Origin of the sequence: Sphingomonas gilva, from assembly GCF_003515075.1 — a bacterium.
GTDB classification, from domain to species: Bacteria; Pseudomonadota; Alphaproteobacteria; order Sphingomonadales; family Sphingomonadaceae; genus Sphingomonas; species Sphingomonas gilva.
The window spans coordinates 47837-62605 of the sequence record NZ_QWLV01000005.1; the positions used below are offsets into that span (position 1 = coordinate 47837).

Consider the following 14769-nt stretch of genomic DNA (forward strand, 5'->3'; position numbering starts at 1 on the left):
CGAAAGAAGGACGCAGGTGGCGGAATACGCAGCGATAGCCGAGCGCGGACGCATCGATCCCGCCGATTTCGAACGCGACATCGCCGGCATCGCGCAACCGGTCGTGCTGCGCGGGCAGGTCGGCGACTGGCCCGCGGTTCGCGCGGCGGGGCGGGGCGATGCGGAACTTGCGGCCTATCTGTCGCGGTTCGACACCGGGCGTCCGGCCGAGGTGATGATCGGCCCGCCCGCCATCCGTGGCCGCTTCTTCTACCGCGAGGCCATGGACGGGTTCAACTTCCGGCGAGAGCCTGTCACCCTGTCCCGACTGGTCGAAGAGCTGCTGCGACTCGCGCCGCTGCCCGATCCGCCGTCGCTCTATGCCGGCGCGGCGATGGCCGACGACCATCTGCCGGGATGGGCTGCGGAGAATGCGATCGGGCTGCCGCTCGGCGAGGTGCAGGCGCGTGTCTGGGTGGGCAATGCGACGCATGTCTCGACGCATTACGACGTGTCCTCGAACCTCGCCTGCGTGGTCGCGGGCAGGCGCGCCTTCACCCTGTTCCCGCCCGAGCAGCTGGTGAACCTCTATGTCGGCCCGCTCGACCGGACGGTCGCGGGACAGCCCCTCAGCATGGTCGATATCGAGGCGCCCGACCTCGACCGCTATCCAAGGTTCGCCGAGGCGATGGCGCACGGCGTCACCGCAGAGCTGGCGCCGGGGGATGCGATCGTCATCCCGTCGCTCTGGTGGCACAATGTCCGCGCGACCACGCCGTTCAACGTGCTGGTCAATTACTGGAGCGTCGCCGATCCGACCGAATCGCCGTTCATGGCCTTCGCCCACGCGCTGCTCAGCATCCGCGATCTGCCCCTGGCGGAGCGAAAGGCGTGGCGGGCGTGGTTCGAGCACTATGTCTTCGCGGAGGACGCCGGCGACGCCGCGTCTCACCTGCCCGAACATGCCCGCGGCGTGCTGGCGGCGCCGGGCCCGGCCCGCAATCAGCAGATCAAGCAGTATCTGATCAGCGGGCTGACGCGGCGCTGATCGCGCCGGTCAGGGGCGGGGCGCCTGATAGACCCGCACATGGTCGATCTCGAACCCGATCGTGGATAGGCCCTGCTTCCGCGGGGGCGACGAACTGGATCGGGTTGCGATTAAACTAGTGCCGCCAGCACCTTTTCGCGCAGCCACAGCTGGTCCTCGGCGCTGGCGAAGCTGTGCGAGGCGCTCGGCAGCCGCTCGATCCTGGCACGGTCGCGAACCGCGTCGAACGCCTTGCCGCGCCATGCGTCGGCAAAGGCGATCGCGGTGTTGTCGCGCTCGGCCAGCAGCAGCGTGATCGGGCCACCGAACCCGCGCAGCCCACCGGCGATCCTTTGGGCGAGACCGCCGGCGTCCTTGCCCGGCAGCATCCGCCCGAGGCCGCGCGCCAGCTTGCCCAGGTCGACCCCGCCGGTCAGCAGCCGCCGCCATTCGGCCGGATCGCGCAGCCGCTGGGCGTAGCGCGCGCGGATCGCCGCGGGAGCGGGCAGATCGTCCATCGCCTCGATCACCCAGGGGTTGGCGAGGATCAACCCGTCGAGCGCGCGGCCATCCAGCGCCAGCAGGCTCGCCGCGTCGCAATTGCCGAAGCCGATGACCCGGTCGACGCCATGCTCGCGAAAGGCTGCCAGCGCCGCCCCAAGATCGGGGCCGGCGCCCTCGAACCCGCCATTGTCTCCCTCGCTGTCGCCGATCCCGCGCCGGTCGTAACGCAGCACCGGATAGCCGGCGGCGGCGATCTGCGCGGCGAGCCACGCCATGCCGCGATGCGCGCCGATGCGGATTTCGTTGCCGCCCGAGACGATCAGCAGTCCGGTGCGGCCCGACGCTTCGTCGAGCGTGCCGAACAGCGTCGCGCCCTCGCAAGGAAAGGTGATCACCCGCCGAGGCATGTTCGCATCCAATCGGCGATATCGTCGGCAACCAGCTGCGCCAGCTCAAGATCATTGCCCGGTTCGGCGCGACGCCAAAGCGGCGCGGCCGCCAGCCGATGATCCGCGGGCTGCGCATCGCCGTCGAGCCGCACGGTGCGGAGCGGATGGGCGGGAAGGGGCGCCGCTTCCTCCAGATCGCCGAACAGCGCGGGCGTGAACCAGTGGCCCGACAGCTCGATCCCATCGTTCCGCGCGATTTCGGTCAGCGTGGCGGAACTCGCCTCACGCCCGTCCTCACGCAGCCCGGCGATCCGCGTGCGGACAAGCTCGCGCAGCAGCCGCGACCCGTCCTGCGGCGTGAGGCGCCAATGGCCGACGGCGCCCTGACCGCCGTCGAACAGCGCGCCCGCACGCACGCTCGCTATCAGGCGAACGGGTCCCGCGGCCTCGTTCGCCGCGGCAAAGGCGTCACGCCAGTCCGCAAGCCGCGTCGCGGCGATGTCGGTCAGGCTCTCTCCGGTTCCCGGCAAATCCGGGATGACCGCGGCAAGTCCCTGGCGAGCCAGCCCTCTCGCCACCGTCGCCATCAGCGCGCGCAGGCGGTTGGCCTCCTCGAACGGCGGCGGCGCGATCACCACGACCGGCGCATCGGCGAGACCGAAGCGCATCATCGCCTCGCGTCCGCCGCGCCAGTCATAGTGCGACGTCACCCCAACGCCTTCGCCATCGCGAAGCGGGAGAGTGCGCCGAACGTCTCGAGCATCTCGCCATCGACCTCGTCGTCCTCGATGATGATGCCCAGCCGGTCCTCGAGCTCGGTCAGCACGCCCGCGACCGCCATCGAATCGAGCTCGGGAAGCGCGCCGAACAGCGGTGTCGTCGCCGCGAACGCGTCGACGCGCTCCTGCGAAATTCCCAGCACGTCGCGCAGCACGCTGCGCACCGCGTCTTCAACCTCTTCGCTTCCTTCGGGCAGCAAAACCGATCCCCTTGGCCGATGCCGGTCCGCCGCCGATAGAGAATGGGCGCGCGCGTCACAAGGCCCGGCCGGTTAACCGGGTCTTGGGCAATTCGCTGGCAAGGGGCGCTTTCCTGCCTCTAGAAGCGATGCCGATGACGCCACTCGATCCCACGCCCCGGCCGCTCGATCATATCGCCCTGCTCGGCGCGCGGCGCGGCGCGGCGCTGATCGACAAGGCCGGCGCGCTCGACCATGCCGGGCTGGAGCGTGAGACCGGCCGGCTCGCCGCATGGCTGGCGGGGCAGGGGCTGGCGAAGGGCGCGCGCGTCGCGACCTGGCTGCCCAAGACGCGCACCGCCTGCCTCATGCCGATCGCCGCGGCGCGCGCGGGACTGGTGCATGTCCCGGTCAATCCCGCCCTCAAGCGTGCGCAGGTGGCGCACATCCTGGCCGATAGCGGCGCGGAACTGCTGGTGACGGCGCAGGCGCGCGCCGCGACGCTGGAGGATGGCGACCTCGCATCGGCGCGGCCGGCGTTCGAGGATGCGATCGATCCGCCGGAGACCGGCTTGCCGCCATCGTCCGCCGACACCGACGATCTGGTCGCGATCCTCTACACTTCGGGCTCCACCGGTCAGCCCAAGGGCGTGATGCTCAGCCACGCCAATCTGTGGCTCGGGGCGATCAGCGTCGCGCATTATCTGAAGCTCGCCGCCGACGACCGCGTGCTCGGCGTCATGCCATTGAGCTTCGATTACGGGCAGAACCAGCTCTTCTCCACCTGGGCGGCGGGGGCGGCGTACATCCCGCTCGACTATCTCACGCCGCGCGACGTCGCCAAGGCGATCGTGCGGCATGACATCACGACGCTCGCCGGCGTCCCGCCGCTCTGGATGCAGCTGGCCGATACCGAATGGCCGCCGCACCGCCTGCGCCGTATCACCAACACCGGCGGCGCCTTGACGCCCGGTCTGGTGCGCAAGCTGCGCGCGCTGATGCCCGATACGGACATCTACGCGATGTACGGCCTCACCGAGGCGTTCCGCTCGACCTATCTCGATCCCGCGCTGATCGATGCGCACCCCGATTCGATCGGCGGGGCGATCCCCTTCGCCGAGGTCATGGTCGTCGGGCCCGACGGGGCCGAGGCGGAGCAGGGCGAGCTCGTCCATGCCGGCCCGCTGGTCGCGCAGGGCTATTGGCGCGATCCCGAGCGCACCGCCAAGCGCTTCCGCCCCGCGCCGGTCTGGTCGAAAAGCGGCGGGATGGCGGCGTGGTCGGGGGATACGGTGCGGCGCGGGCCCGACGGCTGGCTGCGCTTCGTCGGCCGCGACGACGAGATGATAAAGTCAGCCGGCAATCGCATGAGTCCCAACGAAATAGAGGAAGCGGTCATGGCCGGTGGAGAAGCCCGCGAAGCCGCCGCCTTCGGCATCCCCGACGAGCGGCTGGGCCAGGCGGTGGTCGTCGCGCTGGCCGGCGATCCCGCGCGCGAGGACAATCTGCGCGCCCGGCTGCGCCGCGATCTGCCCGCCTTCATGCAGCCGCAGCGCTACGTCTGGCGCGAAAGCCTGCCGCGCAACGCCAACGGCAAGCTCGACCGCACGGCCATCAAGGCGGAGATCGCACCATGAAGCCGATGGGCGCGGTGCCGGCCGATTACCGCTGGGATGGCGGCAAGCTCTTGATCGGCGGCCAGACCGCCGAGGCGCTGATCGCGCGCGCCGGGGACACGCCGCTGTTCGTTTACGATATGGCCATCGTCCGCGATCGCATCGCGCGCTTTCGTGACGCCATGCCCGCCGAGCTCGCGCTGCATTACGCCATCAAGGCCAATCCGCATCCCGATCTGCTCGCGGCGACCGCGCCGCTCGTCGACGGGCTCGATGTCGCCTCGGCGGGCGAAATGGCGATGGCGCTCGCGGTAATGGCTCCGGAACGGATCAGCTTCGCCGGCCCCGGCAAGCGCGACGATGAGCTGGAGGCGGCGATCCGCGCGGGCGTGACGCTCAACCTCGAAAGCCCGGCGGAGGGCCGGCGCGCGCTCGTCATCGGCAAGCGGCTGGGCGTCCGGCCGCAGCTCGCGATCCGGGTCAACCCCGATTTCGAGCTGCGCGGATCGGGCATGCGCATGGGCGGCCGGGCGAGCCCGTTCGGCATGGACGCAGCCGAGGTCGCGCCGCTGGTCGCAGAGATCGACGCCGGGGCCGGCGACTGGCGCGGCCTGCACATCTTCGCCGGATCGCAGGCGCTCGACGCCGGAGCGATCGTCGAGACCCAGGCGCAGACGCTCGCGCTGGCGCGGCGCCTGGCCGAAGCGGTCGGCCGTCCGGCGCCGCTGGTCAATCTCGGCGGCGGCTTCGGCATCCCCTATTTCCCCGGCGAGCAGCCGGTCGATCTCGCGGCCGTCGGCGCGGCGTTGAAGGACACGCTGCCGAGCAGCCCGCGAACCGCCTTCGCCATCGAGCTCGGCCGCTGGCTGGTCGGCGAGGCCGGGGTCTATCTCACCCGCATCCTCGACAAGAAGGTCAGCAATGGCGAGACTTTCCTGATCACCGACGGCGGTTTGCACCACCAGCTCGCCGCCAGCGGCAATTTCGGCACCGTGGTCAGGCGCAATTATCCATTGGCGCTGGCGAGCGGGATGGGCGACGAAACCGAGGTGGTCAACGTCGTCGGCTGCCTCTGCACCCCGCTCGATCGTCTGGGCGACCGCGTCGAGCTGCCGCGTGCCGAGGTTAACGACGTCATCGCCATATTCATGGCCGGCGCCTATGGCGTCACCGCCAGCCCCAGTGCCTTTCTGGGACATGTCCCAGCGCGGGAACGCGTGCTGGATTGACGCCAACGTCCGCTGTCCTAACGCTATCTTCACCTCTTCCCCGCATAGCCTGACGCCAATCTGCGGCCGTCTTCCCCAAGGTGGCGCACAAGCGAAGGGTGTTCGAAAATGCGTGCGGATAAGACCTCCATCCTCTTTCTGGGAAGCGCGGCGGCGCTCGCATTGAGCGGATGCGGCGGCTCCAGCGGCCCGCAGCTGCCGCCCGCCGCCTTCGTCTCGCAGGCGGAGGCGCCCAGCGAAAGCTATGTGATCGGCCCGCTCGACGAGCTGACCGTGTTCGTCTGGCGCAATCCGGAGCTGGGCGCGAAGATCCAGGTGCGTCCCGACGGCCGCATCACCACGCCGCTCATCACCGACATGCCGGCGGTGGGCAAGACGCCCAAGCAGCTGTCGGAGGACATCCGCGTCGCGCTCAGCGAATATATCAAGGATCCGCTGGTCTCGGTGATCGTCAACAGCTTCGCCGGCACCTACAGCCAACAGGTCCGCATCGTCGGCGCGACCGACAAGCCCGCCTCGCTGCCCTACCGCGCCAACATGACGCTGCTCGACGCGATGATCGCGGTCGGCGGCATGTCGGAATTCGCCGCGGGCAACAAGGCGCGGCTGGTCCGCTACGATCGCGACACCGGCAAGCAGACCGAGTTCGCGCTCCGCATCAACGATCTGGTCAAGCGCGGCGAGGTCGACGCCAATGTCCGGCTGATGCCCGGCGACGTGATCATCATCCCCGAAAGCATGTTCTGAGGCCGGAGCACATATGAACGGTCTCTACGAGGAACTGCGGCTGGCGCTGCACACCGTGTGGATGCGGCGCTGGTTCGCGCTCGCGGTCGCCTGGGCGCTGTGCCTGCTCGGCTGGCTGGTGGTGGCGCTGATCCCCAACAGCTATGAATCGAAGGCGCGGGTGTTCGTCCAGCTGCAATCGCTGCTGCCGGCGAAGATCGGCGTTTCGGCCGGCGACCAGCAGCGCGAGATCGACCGCGTCCGCCAGACGCTGACCAGCGCGGTCAACCTGGAGAAGGTCGTCCGCGGCACCGCGCTCGCCGACACCGTCGCCAGCGACCGCGACGTCGCGTCGCGCGTCGCCGGCTTGCAGAAGCAGATCAAGATCACCGCGCAGCAGGAAAACCTGTTCGAGATCAGCGCGACCGTCTCCAGCGGCGCGCTGTCCGATGCCGATACCGCCAAGCTCAGCCGCGATATCGTCCAGAAGCTGATCGATATCTTCGTCGAGGAGAATCTGACCGGCGACCGCACCCAGACCCGCCAGACCCTCGAATTCCTCGACGGCCAGCTCGCCGACCGCCAGCGCCAGCTGAGCGAGGCGGAGCGCAAGCGCGCCGAGTTCGAGCAGCGCTATATGGGCCTGCTCCCGGGCGAGGGATCGGTGATGGACCGCATCGCCGCCGCGCGCCGTGAGCTTTCGGACATCGAATCGCAGCTGGTGTCGGCGCAAAGCTCGCTCTCGTCGGTCAACGCGCAGCTGGCGACCACGCCGCAGACCATCGCCACGCCCGGCGTCGGCGGGGTCGGCCCGGCGCGCGCGCGCCTGTCGGCGATCGAGGGGCAGCTTGCCGATGCGCGGTCCAAGGGCTGGACCGACGCCCATCCCGATGTCGTCGCGTTGAACGGCCAGCTCGCCGCCGCGCGCGCCGCCGCCGTGGCGGAGGCGCGCAGCGGGGCGAGCTACGGCAGCCCCAACCCGATGTACCTGTCGCTCCGGTCGATGCAGGCCGATCGCCAGGCGGCCGTCGCCGCCGCCACCGCGCGCAAGACCCAGCTCAGCACCGAAATCTCCCAGATGCTCTCGCGCCAGGCGGCCAATCCCGGCGTGGCGGCGGAGATGGAGCGCATCGGCCGCGATTATGCGGTGCTCAAGGCGCAATATGACGAGATGCTCGCCGATCGCGAGGAGATCCGCCTGCGCGGCCGCGCACGGACGGAGACCGACGCGGTCCGCTTCCGCGTGATCGATCCGCCGATGGCGCCGGCGGCGCCGTCCGCGCCCAACCGCCCGCTGTTCCTGATCGCGGTGCTGGTGCTGGGTCTCGGCGGCGGCGCCGCGGCGGCGTTCGGCATGGGACAGCTCAAGGCGAGCTTCGCCACCGCGCCGCGCCTCGCCAAGGCGACCGGTCTCCCGGTGCTGGGCGCGGTGACCGAGGTGGTCACTGCCGCCCATCGCGCCGCGCGGCTGAAGCAGCTGAAGCTGTTCGCCGGCGGCGCCGGGGCATTGGGCGGCGCCTGCGCGCTGCTGCTCATCGTCGAATTCGTCCAGCGCAGCCTGGTCGCGTGAGGGAATGGACATGAACGACGCCACGCCCCGCCGCCTCACCGGATCGCTGCTCGAACGCGCCGCCGATCGTTTCGCATTCGCGCCTGCGAAGGTCGCGATTCCGTCCGACATCTTCCCTGTCGCCCCTGCGAAGGCAGGGGCCCATCCGGGCGTGCGGCACGCTCCGGCGGCCGAGGGGAGCGCAGATGGGCCCCTGCCTCCGCAGGGGCGACAGGATATTGCTGGCAGCTTCTCTGCACCTCCACCCCGCCGCCGCGCGGCCAACCGCACCGGCACGATCGATCGCGATCGGCTGATCGAACAGGGGCTGATCCTCCCCGGCGCGCCGGTCACCGGCCTCGCCGAGGAATTCCGCATCGTCAAGCGGCAGCTGATGCTCGCCGCGCGCGGCGACGCCAAGGCGCGGCGCATCCTGATCTGCTCGGCGCAGCCGGGTGAGGGCAAGAGCTTCTGCGCGGTCAACCTCGCGCTGTCGATGGCGGCGGAGAAGGACGTCGAGATCCTGCTGGTCGACGCCGATTTCGCCAAGGCGGAGGTTCCGGTGATGCTCGGCCTCGACGCCGGTATCGGCCTGCTCGATGCGCTCGCCGATCCCGCGATAGACATCGAATCGGCGGTCATCCGCACCGATGTTCCGCAGCTTTCGGTGCTCTCCGCCGGCACGCGCAGCCATGACGATACCGAGCTGCTCGCGTCGGATCGCACCGCCGCGCTGCTCGACGATCTGCAGGCGGCCGATCCGCGCCGCATCCTGATCTTCGATTCGCCGCCCGCGCTCGCCGCTTCGCCCGCCTCGACGCTCGCCCATCAGGTCGGCCATGTCGTCATGGTCGTCCGCGCCGATCGCACCAATGAGAGCGAGCTGCGCGAGGCGGTGATGCTGCTCGACGGCTGCGACGATCTGCAATTGCTGTTGAACGGCGCGCGCTTCGCCCCCGGCGGCAAGCGCTTCGGCACATATTACGGATATGGATCATGAAGATGCGCTGGGTTCTTGCCGGCATGGCTGCGCTCGCCGCGATGCCTGCGCACGCGCAGGAAACGCCGCCCGAATCGCGCGGGGTGGTCGATGTCGCGCCCTATATCGAGGTTGGCCAGGTCGTCGTCGCCGAGCTGTCGCCCGACGACGAGGTGCTGACCTATACCGAGCTCGCCGCCGGCATAGACGCTTCGATCCAGCGCAAGAATGTCGAGGGCCAGGTCAGCTATCGCTATGAGCGCCGCATCGCCTGGAACGACGATTTCGGCGATGACGAGGTGCATTCGGGTCTGGCGCGCGCCGCCGTCGGCGTCGGCCGGTCGCTGACGATCGAGGGCGGGGCGCTCGCCACACGCGTCCGCTCGGGCATCGGCGGGCAGACGCCCTTCGACATCGCCCCGCGCGACGACGTCACCAATCTCTACGCGCTCTATGCCGGGCCGAGCTTCGCCGAGCGCTACGGCAATCTCGACGTCTCGGCGGGCTATCGCTTCGCCTACACCAAGGTCGAGGCGCCCGACGCGATCGAGCCAGGCGTCGATTATTACGACGATGCGACGATCCATGTCGCCCAGGGCTCCATCGGAATGGGCAGCCGCGGCAGCGATCTGCCGTTCGGCTGGACTATCTCCGGCGCCTATACGCGCGAGGACGCCGGCCAGCTCGACGCGCGGTACGAAGGCTGGTTCGCCCGCGGCGATGTCGTGGTTCCGCTCAGCCCGGCGCTGGCCGCGGTCGGCGGCGTCGGCTGGGAACAGATCGACGTCTCGCAAAAGGCGCCGCTGCTCGACGAGGACGGCGATCCCGTGATCGACGACGATGGCCGCTTCGTCACCGATCCCGGCAGTCCGCGCCTCGTCGCCTATGCCGAGGACGCGCTCTACTGGGATGTCGGCGTGATGTGGCGCCCGTCGCCACGCACCAGCCTGGAGGCGCGGGTCGGCGAGCGTTACGGCAGCTTCAGCTTCACCGGATCGCTGCAATGGCAGGCGGGGCGGCGCACCGCGCTGCAGATCGGCGTTTATGACAGCGTCGACAGCTTCGGCCGCCGCCTGACCGACGACCTCGCCGGCCTGCCGACCCGATTTCGCAGTGCGAACAACAGCTTTACGGGCGGTTTCTCAGGTTGCGTATTCGGCACCGGCGAAGGCCAGGCGGGCGGCTGCCTGACCAACGCGCTCGCCGCGATCTCGACCGCCAACTACCGCGTGCGCGGCATCGATGCGGTGCTCTCCTCGGGCCATGGCCTATGGAGCTACGGCGTCGGCGCTGGCTATGCGCACCGCGACTATTATGCGCCCGATCTCGGCCCCGGCGTCACCGTATTCGGGGTCGAGGACGAAAGCGCCTACCTCCAGGCCTATGTCGATCGCCGCCTGAGCCCGAACTCGTCGGTCGACGGTCAGTTCTACGCCACCTGGTACGGCAGCAACTTCGCCCAGTCGGACGTGTTCTCGACCGGCGCGGTCGGCACCTACAATTACAGCTTCGGCCGCTTCGATGCGCTCGGATCGCTCGGCATCCAGAGCTTCGAGCAGGATGGGTTCGAAGACAGCACCGTCGCTTCCGCGCGCCTCGGCATGCGCTATAACTTCTAAAGGGAAGGCCGCAATGTACGAAGATCATTATGGATTGTCGGCAAAGCCTTTCCAGCTGACGCCCGATCCGGCATTCTGGTTCGACAGCGCCACGCACCGCAAGGCGATGGCCTATCTGGGCTATGGCCTGGCGCAGGGCGAAGGCTTCATCGTCGTCACCGGAGAGGTCGGCGCGGGCAAGACCACGCTCGTCGCGCATCTCTTGGAGACGATCGACCGCGACGCGCTCAACCCGATCCGCCTGGTCTCGACCCAGGTGGAGGATGAGGACATGCTCCGCCTGACCGCACAGGCGCTCGGCGTTGAGACCCATGGCCTCGCCAAGGCGCAATTGCTGGCGGAGATCGAGCGGCGGTTGCACGCCGTCGCGCGCGGCGGGCGGCGGACGCTGCTGATCGTCGACGAGGCGCAGAGCCTCGGCGCCTCGGCGATCGAGGAGCTGCGCATGCTCTCCAACTTCACCGCGGGCGGCCATGCGCTGCTGCAGATCGTGCTGCTCGGCCAGCCCGAGTTCCGCGAGCGGCTGCACACCGGCGCGGAGTGCGAGCAGTTGCGCCAGCGCGTGATCGCGACGCACCATCTCGAGCCGATGGAGGCCGAGGAGATCGAGCCCTATCTGGCGCACCGTCTCGCCCGGGTCGGCTGGAAGGGGCGGCCCGATTTCACCACCGATGCCTGCTCGGCGCTCTACCGCGCCTCGGGCGGCATTCCGCGCGTGATCAACCAGCTCGCCAGCCGCGCGATGCTCTACGGCTCGGTCGAGGGCATCGACGTGCTCGACAAGGACGTGATCGACACGGTCGTGGCCGATCAGGCCGGCGACGCGCCTGCCCGCGCGCCGGTCCAGCCGACCCGCCTCCACCTCGCCCCCGATCCCGTGCCCGCCGCTGACGCGGACCCGCTCCTCGAACGACGCATCGCCGAGCTCGAAGCCCGGCTGGAGGATCAGGACGCGGCGCTGCGACGGGTGTTGCAGCTGCTGGTCGATTGGGTCGAGGCGGACAGCCCCGCCGCAGCACGATTGCGCGAAACCGCCTGAAGGGAAGTCCGGTGCGCCACGCGCTGTCGGTCGATGTCGAGGACTGGTTCCAGGTCGGCGCGTTCGAGCGCGTGATCGACCGGGCCGATTGGGACGCCTGCGAGCACCGCGTCGAGGCGAACGGCCATGCCGTGCTCGATCTCTTCGCCAGCGCCGGGGTGAAGGCGACGCTGTTCACCCTCGGCTGGGTGGCGGAGCGCTATCCCGCGATCATCCGGCGCGCGGTGGGCGAGGGGCATGAGATCGCCAGTCATGGCTGGGATCACCTGCGCGTGTTCACCATGACACCGGACGAGTTCCGCGACGATATCCGCCTGGCACGCAAGGTGCTCGAAGACGTGTCCGGTCAAGAGGTCACCGGCTACCGCGCGCCCAGCTTCTCGATCGATGCGCGCACGCCCTGGGCCCACCAGATCCTCGCCGAGGAAGGCTATGCCTATTCCTCCAGCGTCGCGCCGGTGAAGCACGATCATTATGGCTGGCCCGAAGCGCCGCGCTTCGCCTTCCGGCCGGTGGCCGACGCCGATCTGATCGAATTGCCGGTGACGACGGCGCGGCTGGGCGGGCGCACGCTCGCGGCGGGCGGGGGCGGCTTCTTCCGGCTGCTGCCCTATCGCTTTTCCAGCTGGGCGATCGATCAGGTCGCGGACGAAGGCCGCCCGGCGGTGTTCTACTTCCACCCTTGGGAGATCGATCCCGGCCAGCCGCGCGTGGCGAATGCGCCGATCAAATCCAAGCTACGTCATTACAGCCGCTTGTCGGCGATGTCCGGCAAGCTGTCCCGCCTGATGCGGCAGTATGAATGGGACCGCACCGACGCGATCGCCGCGCGCGAGGCGGCGCGCACGCCGTGACCGCGATGCCGGTCGACGGGCCGGTGACGATCTCGCCGGCGGATTGGGCGTACGATGCCGAGGTGATCGACGCCTATGTCCGCGCACACCCGGATGCGACCCCGTTCCATCTCAGCGCCTGGTCGCTGGGTGTCGCCCAAGGCTGCGGCCAGCGCGCGCATTGCCTGATCGCTCGCGATCAAAGCGGCATTCGCGGCGTGTTGCCGCTGACCGAGGTGCACTCGCCCCTGTTCGGCCGCGCCCTGGTGTCGAACGGCTTCGCGGTCGGCGGCGGCATCCTCGCTGATCACGCCAAGGCGGCGCGCGCGCTCGCGGCTGACGCATGGACGCTGGCCGAGCGGCTGTCCTGTCCGACGCTCGAGCTGCGCGGGGGCCCCGCGCCGGGGGAGGGCTGGCGGCGCGACGACACCACCTATCTCGGCTTTGCCCGCGATCTGGCGGCGGATGACGAGGCCCAGCTGCTCGCCATCCCGCGCAAGCAGCGCGCCGAAGTGCGCCGCAGCCTCGAAAACGGCCTGACCGTCGATATCGGCGATCGCGCCGCGCACTACCGCGTCTATGCCGAAAGCGTCCGCAATCTCGGCACCCCGGTGTTCCCAAGCGCGCTGTTCGACGCGGTGCTCGATCGGTTCGGCCAGGATGCGGACATTCTGACCGTCCGCCATGAAGGCGCTCCGGTGGCGAGCGTGCTCAGCCTCTATTTCCGGGGGGTCGTCCATCCCTATTGGGGCGGCGGCACAGCTATGGCGCGGACGCTGCGGGCGAACGACCGCATGTACTACGCCCTGATGTGCCACGCCCGCGCGCGGGGCTGCGCCCGCTTCGATTTCGGCCGGTCGAAGGCGGGCACCGGCGCGGCGGCATTCAAGAAGAACTGGAGTTTCGATGGCGCGCCGCTGTCCTACGCCACGCGCACCGCGAACGGCGCCGCGCCGCGCGCGATCAACCCGCTCGATCCGAAGAACCGCGCCAAGGTGGAGCTGTGGAAGCGCCTGCCGCTGCCCGTCGCCAACCGGCTGGGGCCGCTCATCGCGCGCGGGCTGGGCTGATGCGCGACCTCCTGTTCCTCGCCCACCGCGCGCCCTTTCCGCCAGATCGGGGCGACAAGATCCGCTCCTATCACCTGCTCAGGCATCTGGCGCAGCGCTGGCGGGTGCACCTCGCCGCCTTCATCGAGGGCGAGGACGAGACGGTGGTGCGCGAAGGCCTCGCGCCGTTCACCGCCGGCGTCGCGCTCGTCCGCCGCACCAAGGGCCGGGTCCGCGCCGCGCTGGAGGCGATCGCCACCGGCCGCCCCGTCTCGCTCGCCGCGTTCGATTCGCCCGCGCTGCAGCGTGCCGTCGATGACGCCATCGCCGCGCAGGACATCACCACCGCCTTCGTCTTCTCCAGCCAGATGGCGCATTATGTCGACGCGTTCTCGGGCCCCATCGTGATGGATTTCGTCGACATGGATTCGGCCAAATTCGCCGCCTATGCCGACACCGCACGCGGCCCCATGCGCTGGATGATGCGCCGCGAGGCGCGCCTGCTGCTCGCGCACGACGCGGGGGTCGCGCGACGCGCCGAAGCGAGCCTGTTCGTCAGCGAAGCGGAAGCCGCGCTGTTCCGCAGCCGGGCGGTCGGCGCGCGCATCCATGCGGTCGAGAACGGCATCGACACCGATCGCTATGATCCCGCCATCCCGGCCGAGAACGCGCCGCACCCGCTGATCGTGTTCACCGGGCAGATGGACTACCGGCCAAATATCGATGCGGTCGCCGCCTTCGCGCAGAACGTGCTGCCGGTGATCCGCATCGGCCATCCGGGCGCGCATTTCGCCATCGTCGGCCGTGAACCGGCCCCCGCCGTTCGCGCGCTCGCCGCGCAGGACGGCGTGATCGTCACCGGCGAGGTGCCCGATGTCCGCCCCTGGCTCGCCGCCGCCGACGTCGTGGTCGCGCCGCTCACGCTGGCGCGCGGCGTCCAGAACAAGGTGCTCGAGGCGATGGCGATGGCCCGCCCGGTGGTCGCCTCGCCGCAAGCGGCCGAAGGAATCGACCATGACGGCACGATCCGCGTGGCAGAGGCGCGCGGGCAGGCGAGGGCGGTGCTCGATCTGCTCGCCGATCCAGATACAGCCGCCGCGCTGGGAAAGGCCGCCCGCGCGCAAGTGATCGCGCGCTACGGCTGGGATGCGCGGCTGGCTCCGCTCGATGCGCTGATGGAGCCGGCGCCATGACTCCCTTCCCTGAAGGGGAGGGGGCGGGGGTGAGTTCCTCTCCGCTGGCGCCGGCGTCCGTGGCGTCGACCCACCCCCAG

Annotated in this window: 14 protein-coding genes; 11 read left to right on the plus strand and 3 right to left on the minus strand. The window is 69.8% G+C overall.

Going from position 1 to position 14769, the window contains the following annotated elements:
- Window positions 1–16 precede the first annotated feature (16 nt).
- On the plus strand, window positions 17–1027 hold the full coding sequence (locus D1610_RS11375; protein WP_245942181.1) for a cupin-like domain-containing protein: 1011 nt from the start codon (window positions 17–19) through the stop codon (window positions 1025–1027).
- Between the two features lie 110 nt (window positions 1028–1137).
- On the opposite strand, the gene D1610_RS11380 is transcribed toward D1610_RS11375, so the two are convergent.
- The 3 genes from D1610_RS11380 to D1610_RS11390 are packed head-to-tail and all read right to left on the minus strand — an operon-like array spanning window position 1138 to window position 2878.
- On the minus strand, window positions 1138–1917 hold the full coding sequence (locus D1610_RS11380) for a hydrolase 1, exosortase A system-associated (RefSeq protein WP_118864313.1): 780 nt from the start codon (window positions 1915–1917) through the stop codon (window positions 1138–1140).
- Window positions 1902–2609 carry an alpha/beta hydrolase family protein gene (locus D1610_RS11385; protein ID WP_118864314.1) on the minus strand — a complete coding sequence of 236 codons (708 nt, stop codon included), beginning with the start codon at window positions 2607–2609 and terminating at the stop codon, window positions 1902–1904. Before D1610_RS11385 ends, D1610_RS11380 begins: the two co-directional genes overlap by 16 nt.
- Window positions 2606–2878, minus strand: a complete 273-nt coding sequence (locus D1610_RS11390; RefSeq protein ID WP_118864315.1) for an acyl carrier protein — start codon at window positions 2876–2878, stop codon at window positions 2606–2608. The genes D1610_RS11385 and D1610_RS11390 overlap by 4 nt, the downstream gene beginning before the upstream one ends.
- A 134-nt stretch (window positions 2879–3012) precedes the next feature.
- Here D1610_RS11390 and D1610_RS11395 point away from each other — a divergent pair, with 134 nt between their 5' ends.
- From D1610_RS11395 to D1610_RS11440, 10 genes are all read left to right on the plus strand, one after another.
- On the plus strand, window positions 3013–4494 hold the full coding sequence (locus D1610_RS11395; protein ID WP_118864479.1) for an AMP-binding protein: 1482 nt from the start codon (window positions 3013–3015) through the stop codon (window positions 4492–4494).
- Window positions 4491–5702, plus strand: a complete 1212-nt coding sequence (locus D1610_RS11400; RefSeq protein WP_118864316.1) for a pyridoxal-dependent decarboxylase, exosortase A system-associated — start codon at window positions 4491–4493, stop codon at window positions 5700–5702. The genes D1610_RS11395 and D1610_RS11400 overlap by 4 nt, the downstream gene beginning before the upstream one ends.
- A gap of 108 nt (window positions 5703–5810) precedes the next feature.
- Window positions 5811–6449: an XrtA/PEP-CTERM system exopolysaccharide export protein gene (locus tag D1610_RS11405; RefSeq protein ID WP_118864317.1), complete on the plus strand. Its 639-nt coding sequence runs from the start codon at window positions 5811–5813 to the stop codon at window positions 6447–6449.
- Window positions 6450–6462: 13 nt separating this feature from the next.
- Window positions 6463–7998, plus strand: coding sequence for an XrtA system polysaccharide chain length determinant (locus D1610_RS11410; protein WP_118864318.1), 1536 nt, complete (start codon window positions 6463–6465; stop codon window positions 7996–7998).
- Window positions 7999–8008: 10 nt separating this feature from the next.
- A complete protein-coding gene (locus D1610_RS11415) occupies window positions 8009–8977 on the plus strand; it encodes a P-loop NTPase (RefSeq protein WP_118864480.1) in 969 nt (322 codons plus the stop codon).
- Window positions 8974–10575: a hypothetical protein gene (locus D1610_RS11420; RefSeq protein WP_118864319.1), complete on the plus strand. Its 1602-nt coding sequence runs from the start codon at window positions 8974–8976 to the stop codon at window positions 10573–10575. Before D1610_RS11415 ends, D1610_RS11420 begins: the two co-directional genes overlap by 4 nt.
- Window positions 10576–10588: 13 nt before the next feature.
- Window positions 10589–11614, plus strand: a complete 1026-nt coding sequence (locus D1610_RS11425) for an ExeA family protein (protein ID WP_118864320.1) — start codon at window positions 10589–10591, stop codon at window positions 11612–11614.
- An 11-nt stretch (window positions 11615–11625) separates the two neighbouring features.
- Entirely contained in the window at window positions 11626–12468 is an 843-nt protein-coding gene (locus D1610_RS11430) for an XrtA system polysaccharide deacetylase (protein WP_118864321.1), read from the plus strand.
- A 5-nt stretch (window positions 12469–12473) separates the two neighbouring features.
- A complete protein-coding gene (locus D1610_RS11435) occupies window positions 12474–13517 on the plus strand; it encodes a FemAB family XrtA/PEP-CTERM system-associated protein (protein WP_118864481.1) in 1044 nt (347 codons plus the stop codon).
- Window positions 13517–14689: a TIGR03087 family PEP-CTERM/XrtA system glycosyltransferase gene (locus tag D1610_RS11440; RefSeq protein WP_118864322.1), complete on the plus strand. Its 1173-nt coding sequence runs from the start codon at window positions 13517–13519 to the stop codon at window positions 14687–14689. The genes D1610_RS11435 and D1610_RS11440 overlap by 1 nt, the downstream gene beginning before the upstream one ends.
- Window positions 14690–14769: the final 80 nt, after the last annotated feature.

Excerpts from the sequence above, each read along its gene's own strand:
- D1610_RS11380 (WP_118864313.1), bottom strand. The coding sequence starts at position 1,917 with ATGCCTCGGCGGGTGATCACCTTTCCTTGCGAGGGCGCGACGCTGTTC.
- D1610_RS11395 (WP_118864479.1), top strand. The coding sequence starts at position 3,013 with ATGACGCCACTCGATCCCACGCCCCGGCCGCTCGATCATATCGCCCTG.
- D1610_RS11400 (WP_118864316.1), top strand. The coding sequence starts at position 4,491 with ATGAAGCCGATGGGCGCGGTGCCGGCCGATTACCGCTGGGATGGCGGC.
- D1610_RS11405 (WP_118864317.1), top strand. The coding sequence starts at position 5,811 with ATGCGTGCGGATAAGACCTCCATCCTCTTTCTGGGAAGCGCGGCGGCG.
- D1610_RS11410 (WP_118864318.1), top strand. The coding sequence starts at position 6,463 with ATGAACGGTCTCTACGAGGAACTGCGGCTGGCGCTGCACACCGTGTGG.
- D1610_RS11415 (WP_118864480.1), top strand. The coding sequence starts at position 8,009 with ATGAACGACGCCACGCCCCGCCGCCTCACCGGATCGCTGCTCGAACGC.
- D1610_RS11420 (WP_118864319.1), top strand. The coding sequence starts at position 8,974 with ATGAAGATGCGCTGGGTTCTTGCCGGCATGGCTGCGCTCGCCGCGATG.
- D1610_RS11425 (WP_118864320.1), top strand. The coding sequence starts at position 10,589 with ATGTACGAAGATCATTATGGATTGTCGGCAAAGCCTTTCCAGCTGACG.
- D1610_RS11435 (WP_118864481.1), top strand. The coding sequence starts at position 12,474 with ATGCCGGTCGACGGGCCGGTGACGATCTCGCCGGCGGATTGGGCGTAC.
- D1610_RS11440 (WP_118864322.1), top strand. The coding sequence starts at position 13,517 with ATGCGCGACCTCCTGTTCCTCGCCCACCGCGCGCCCTTTCCGCCAGAT.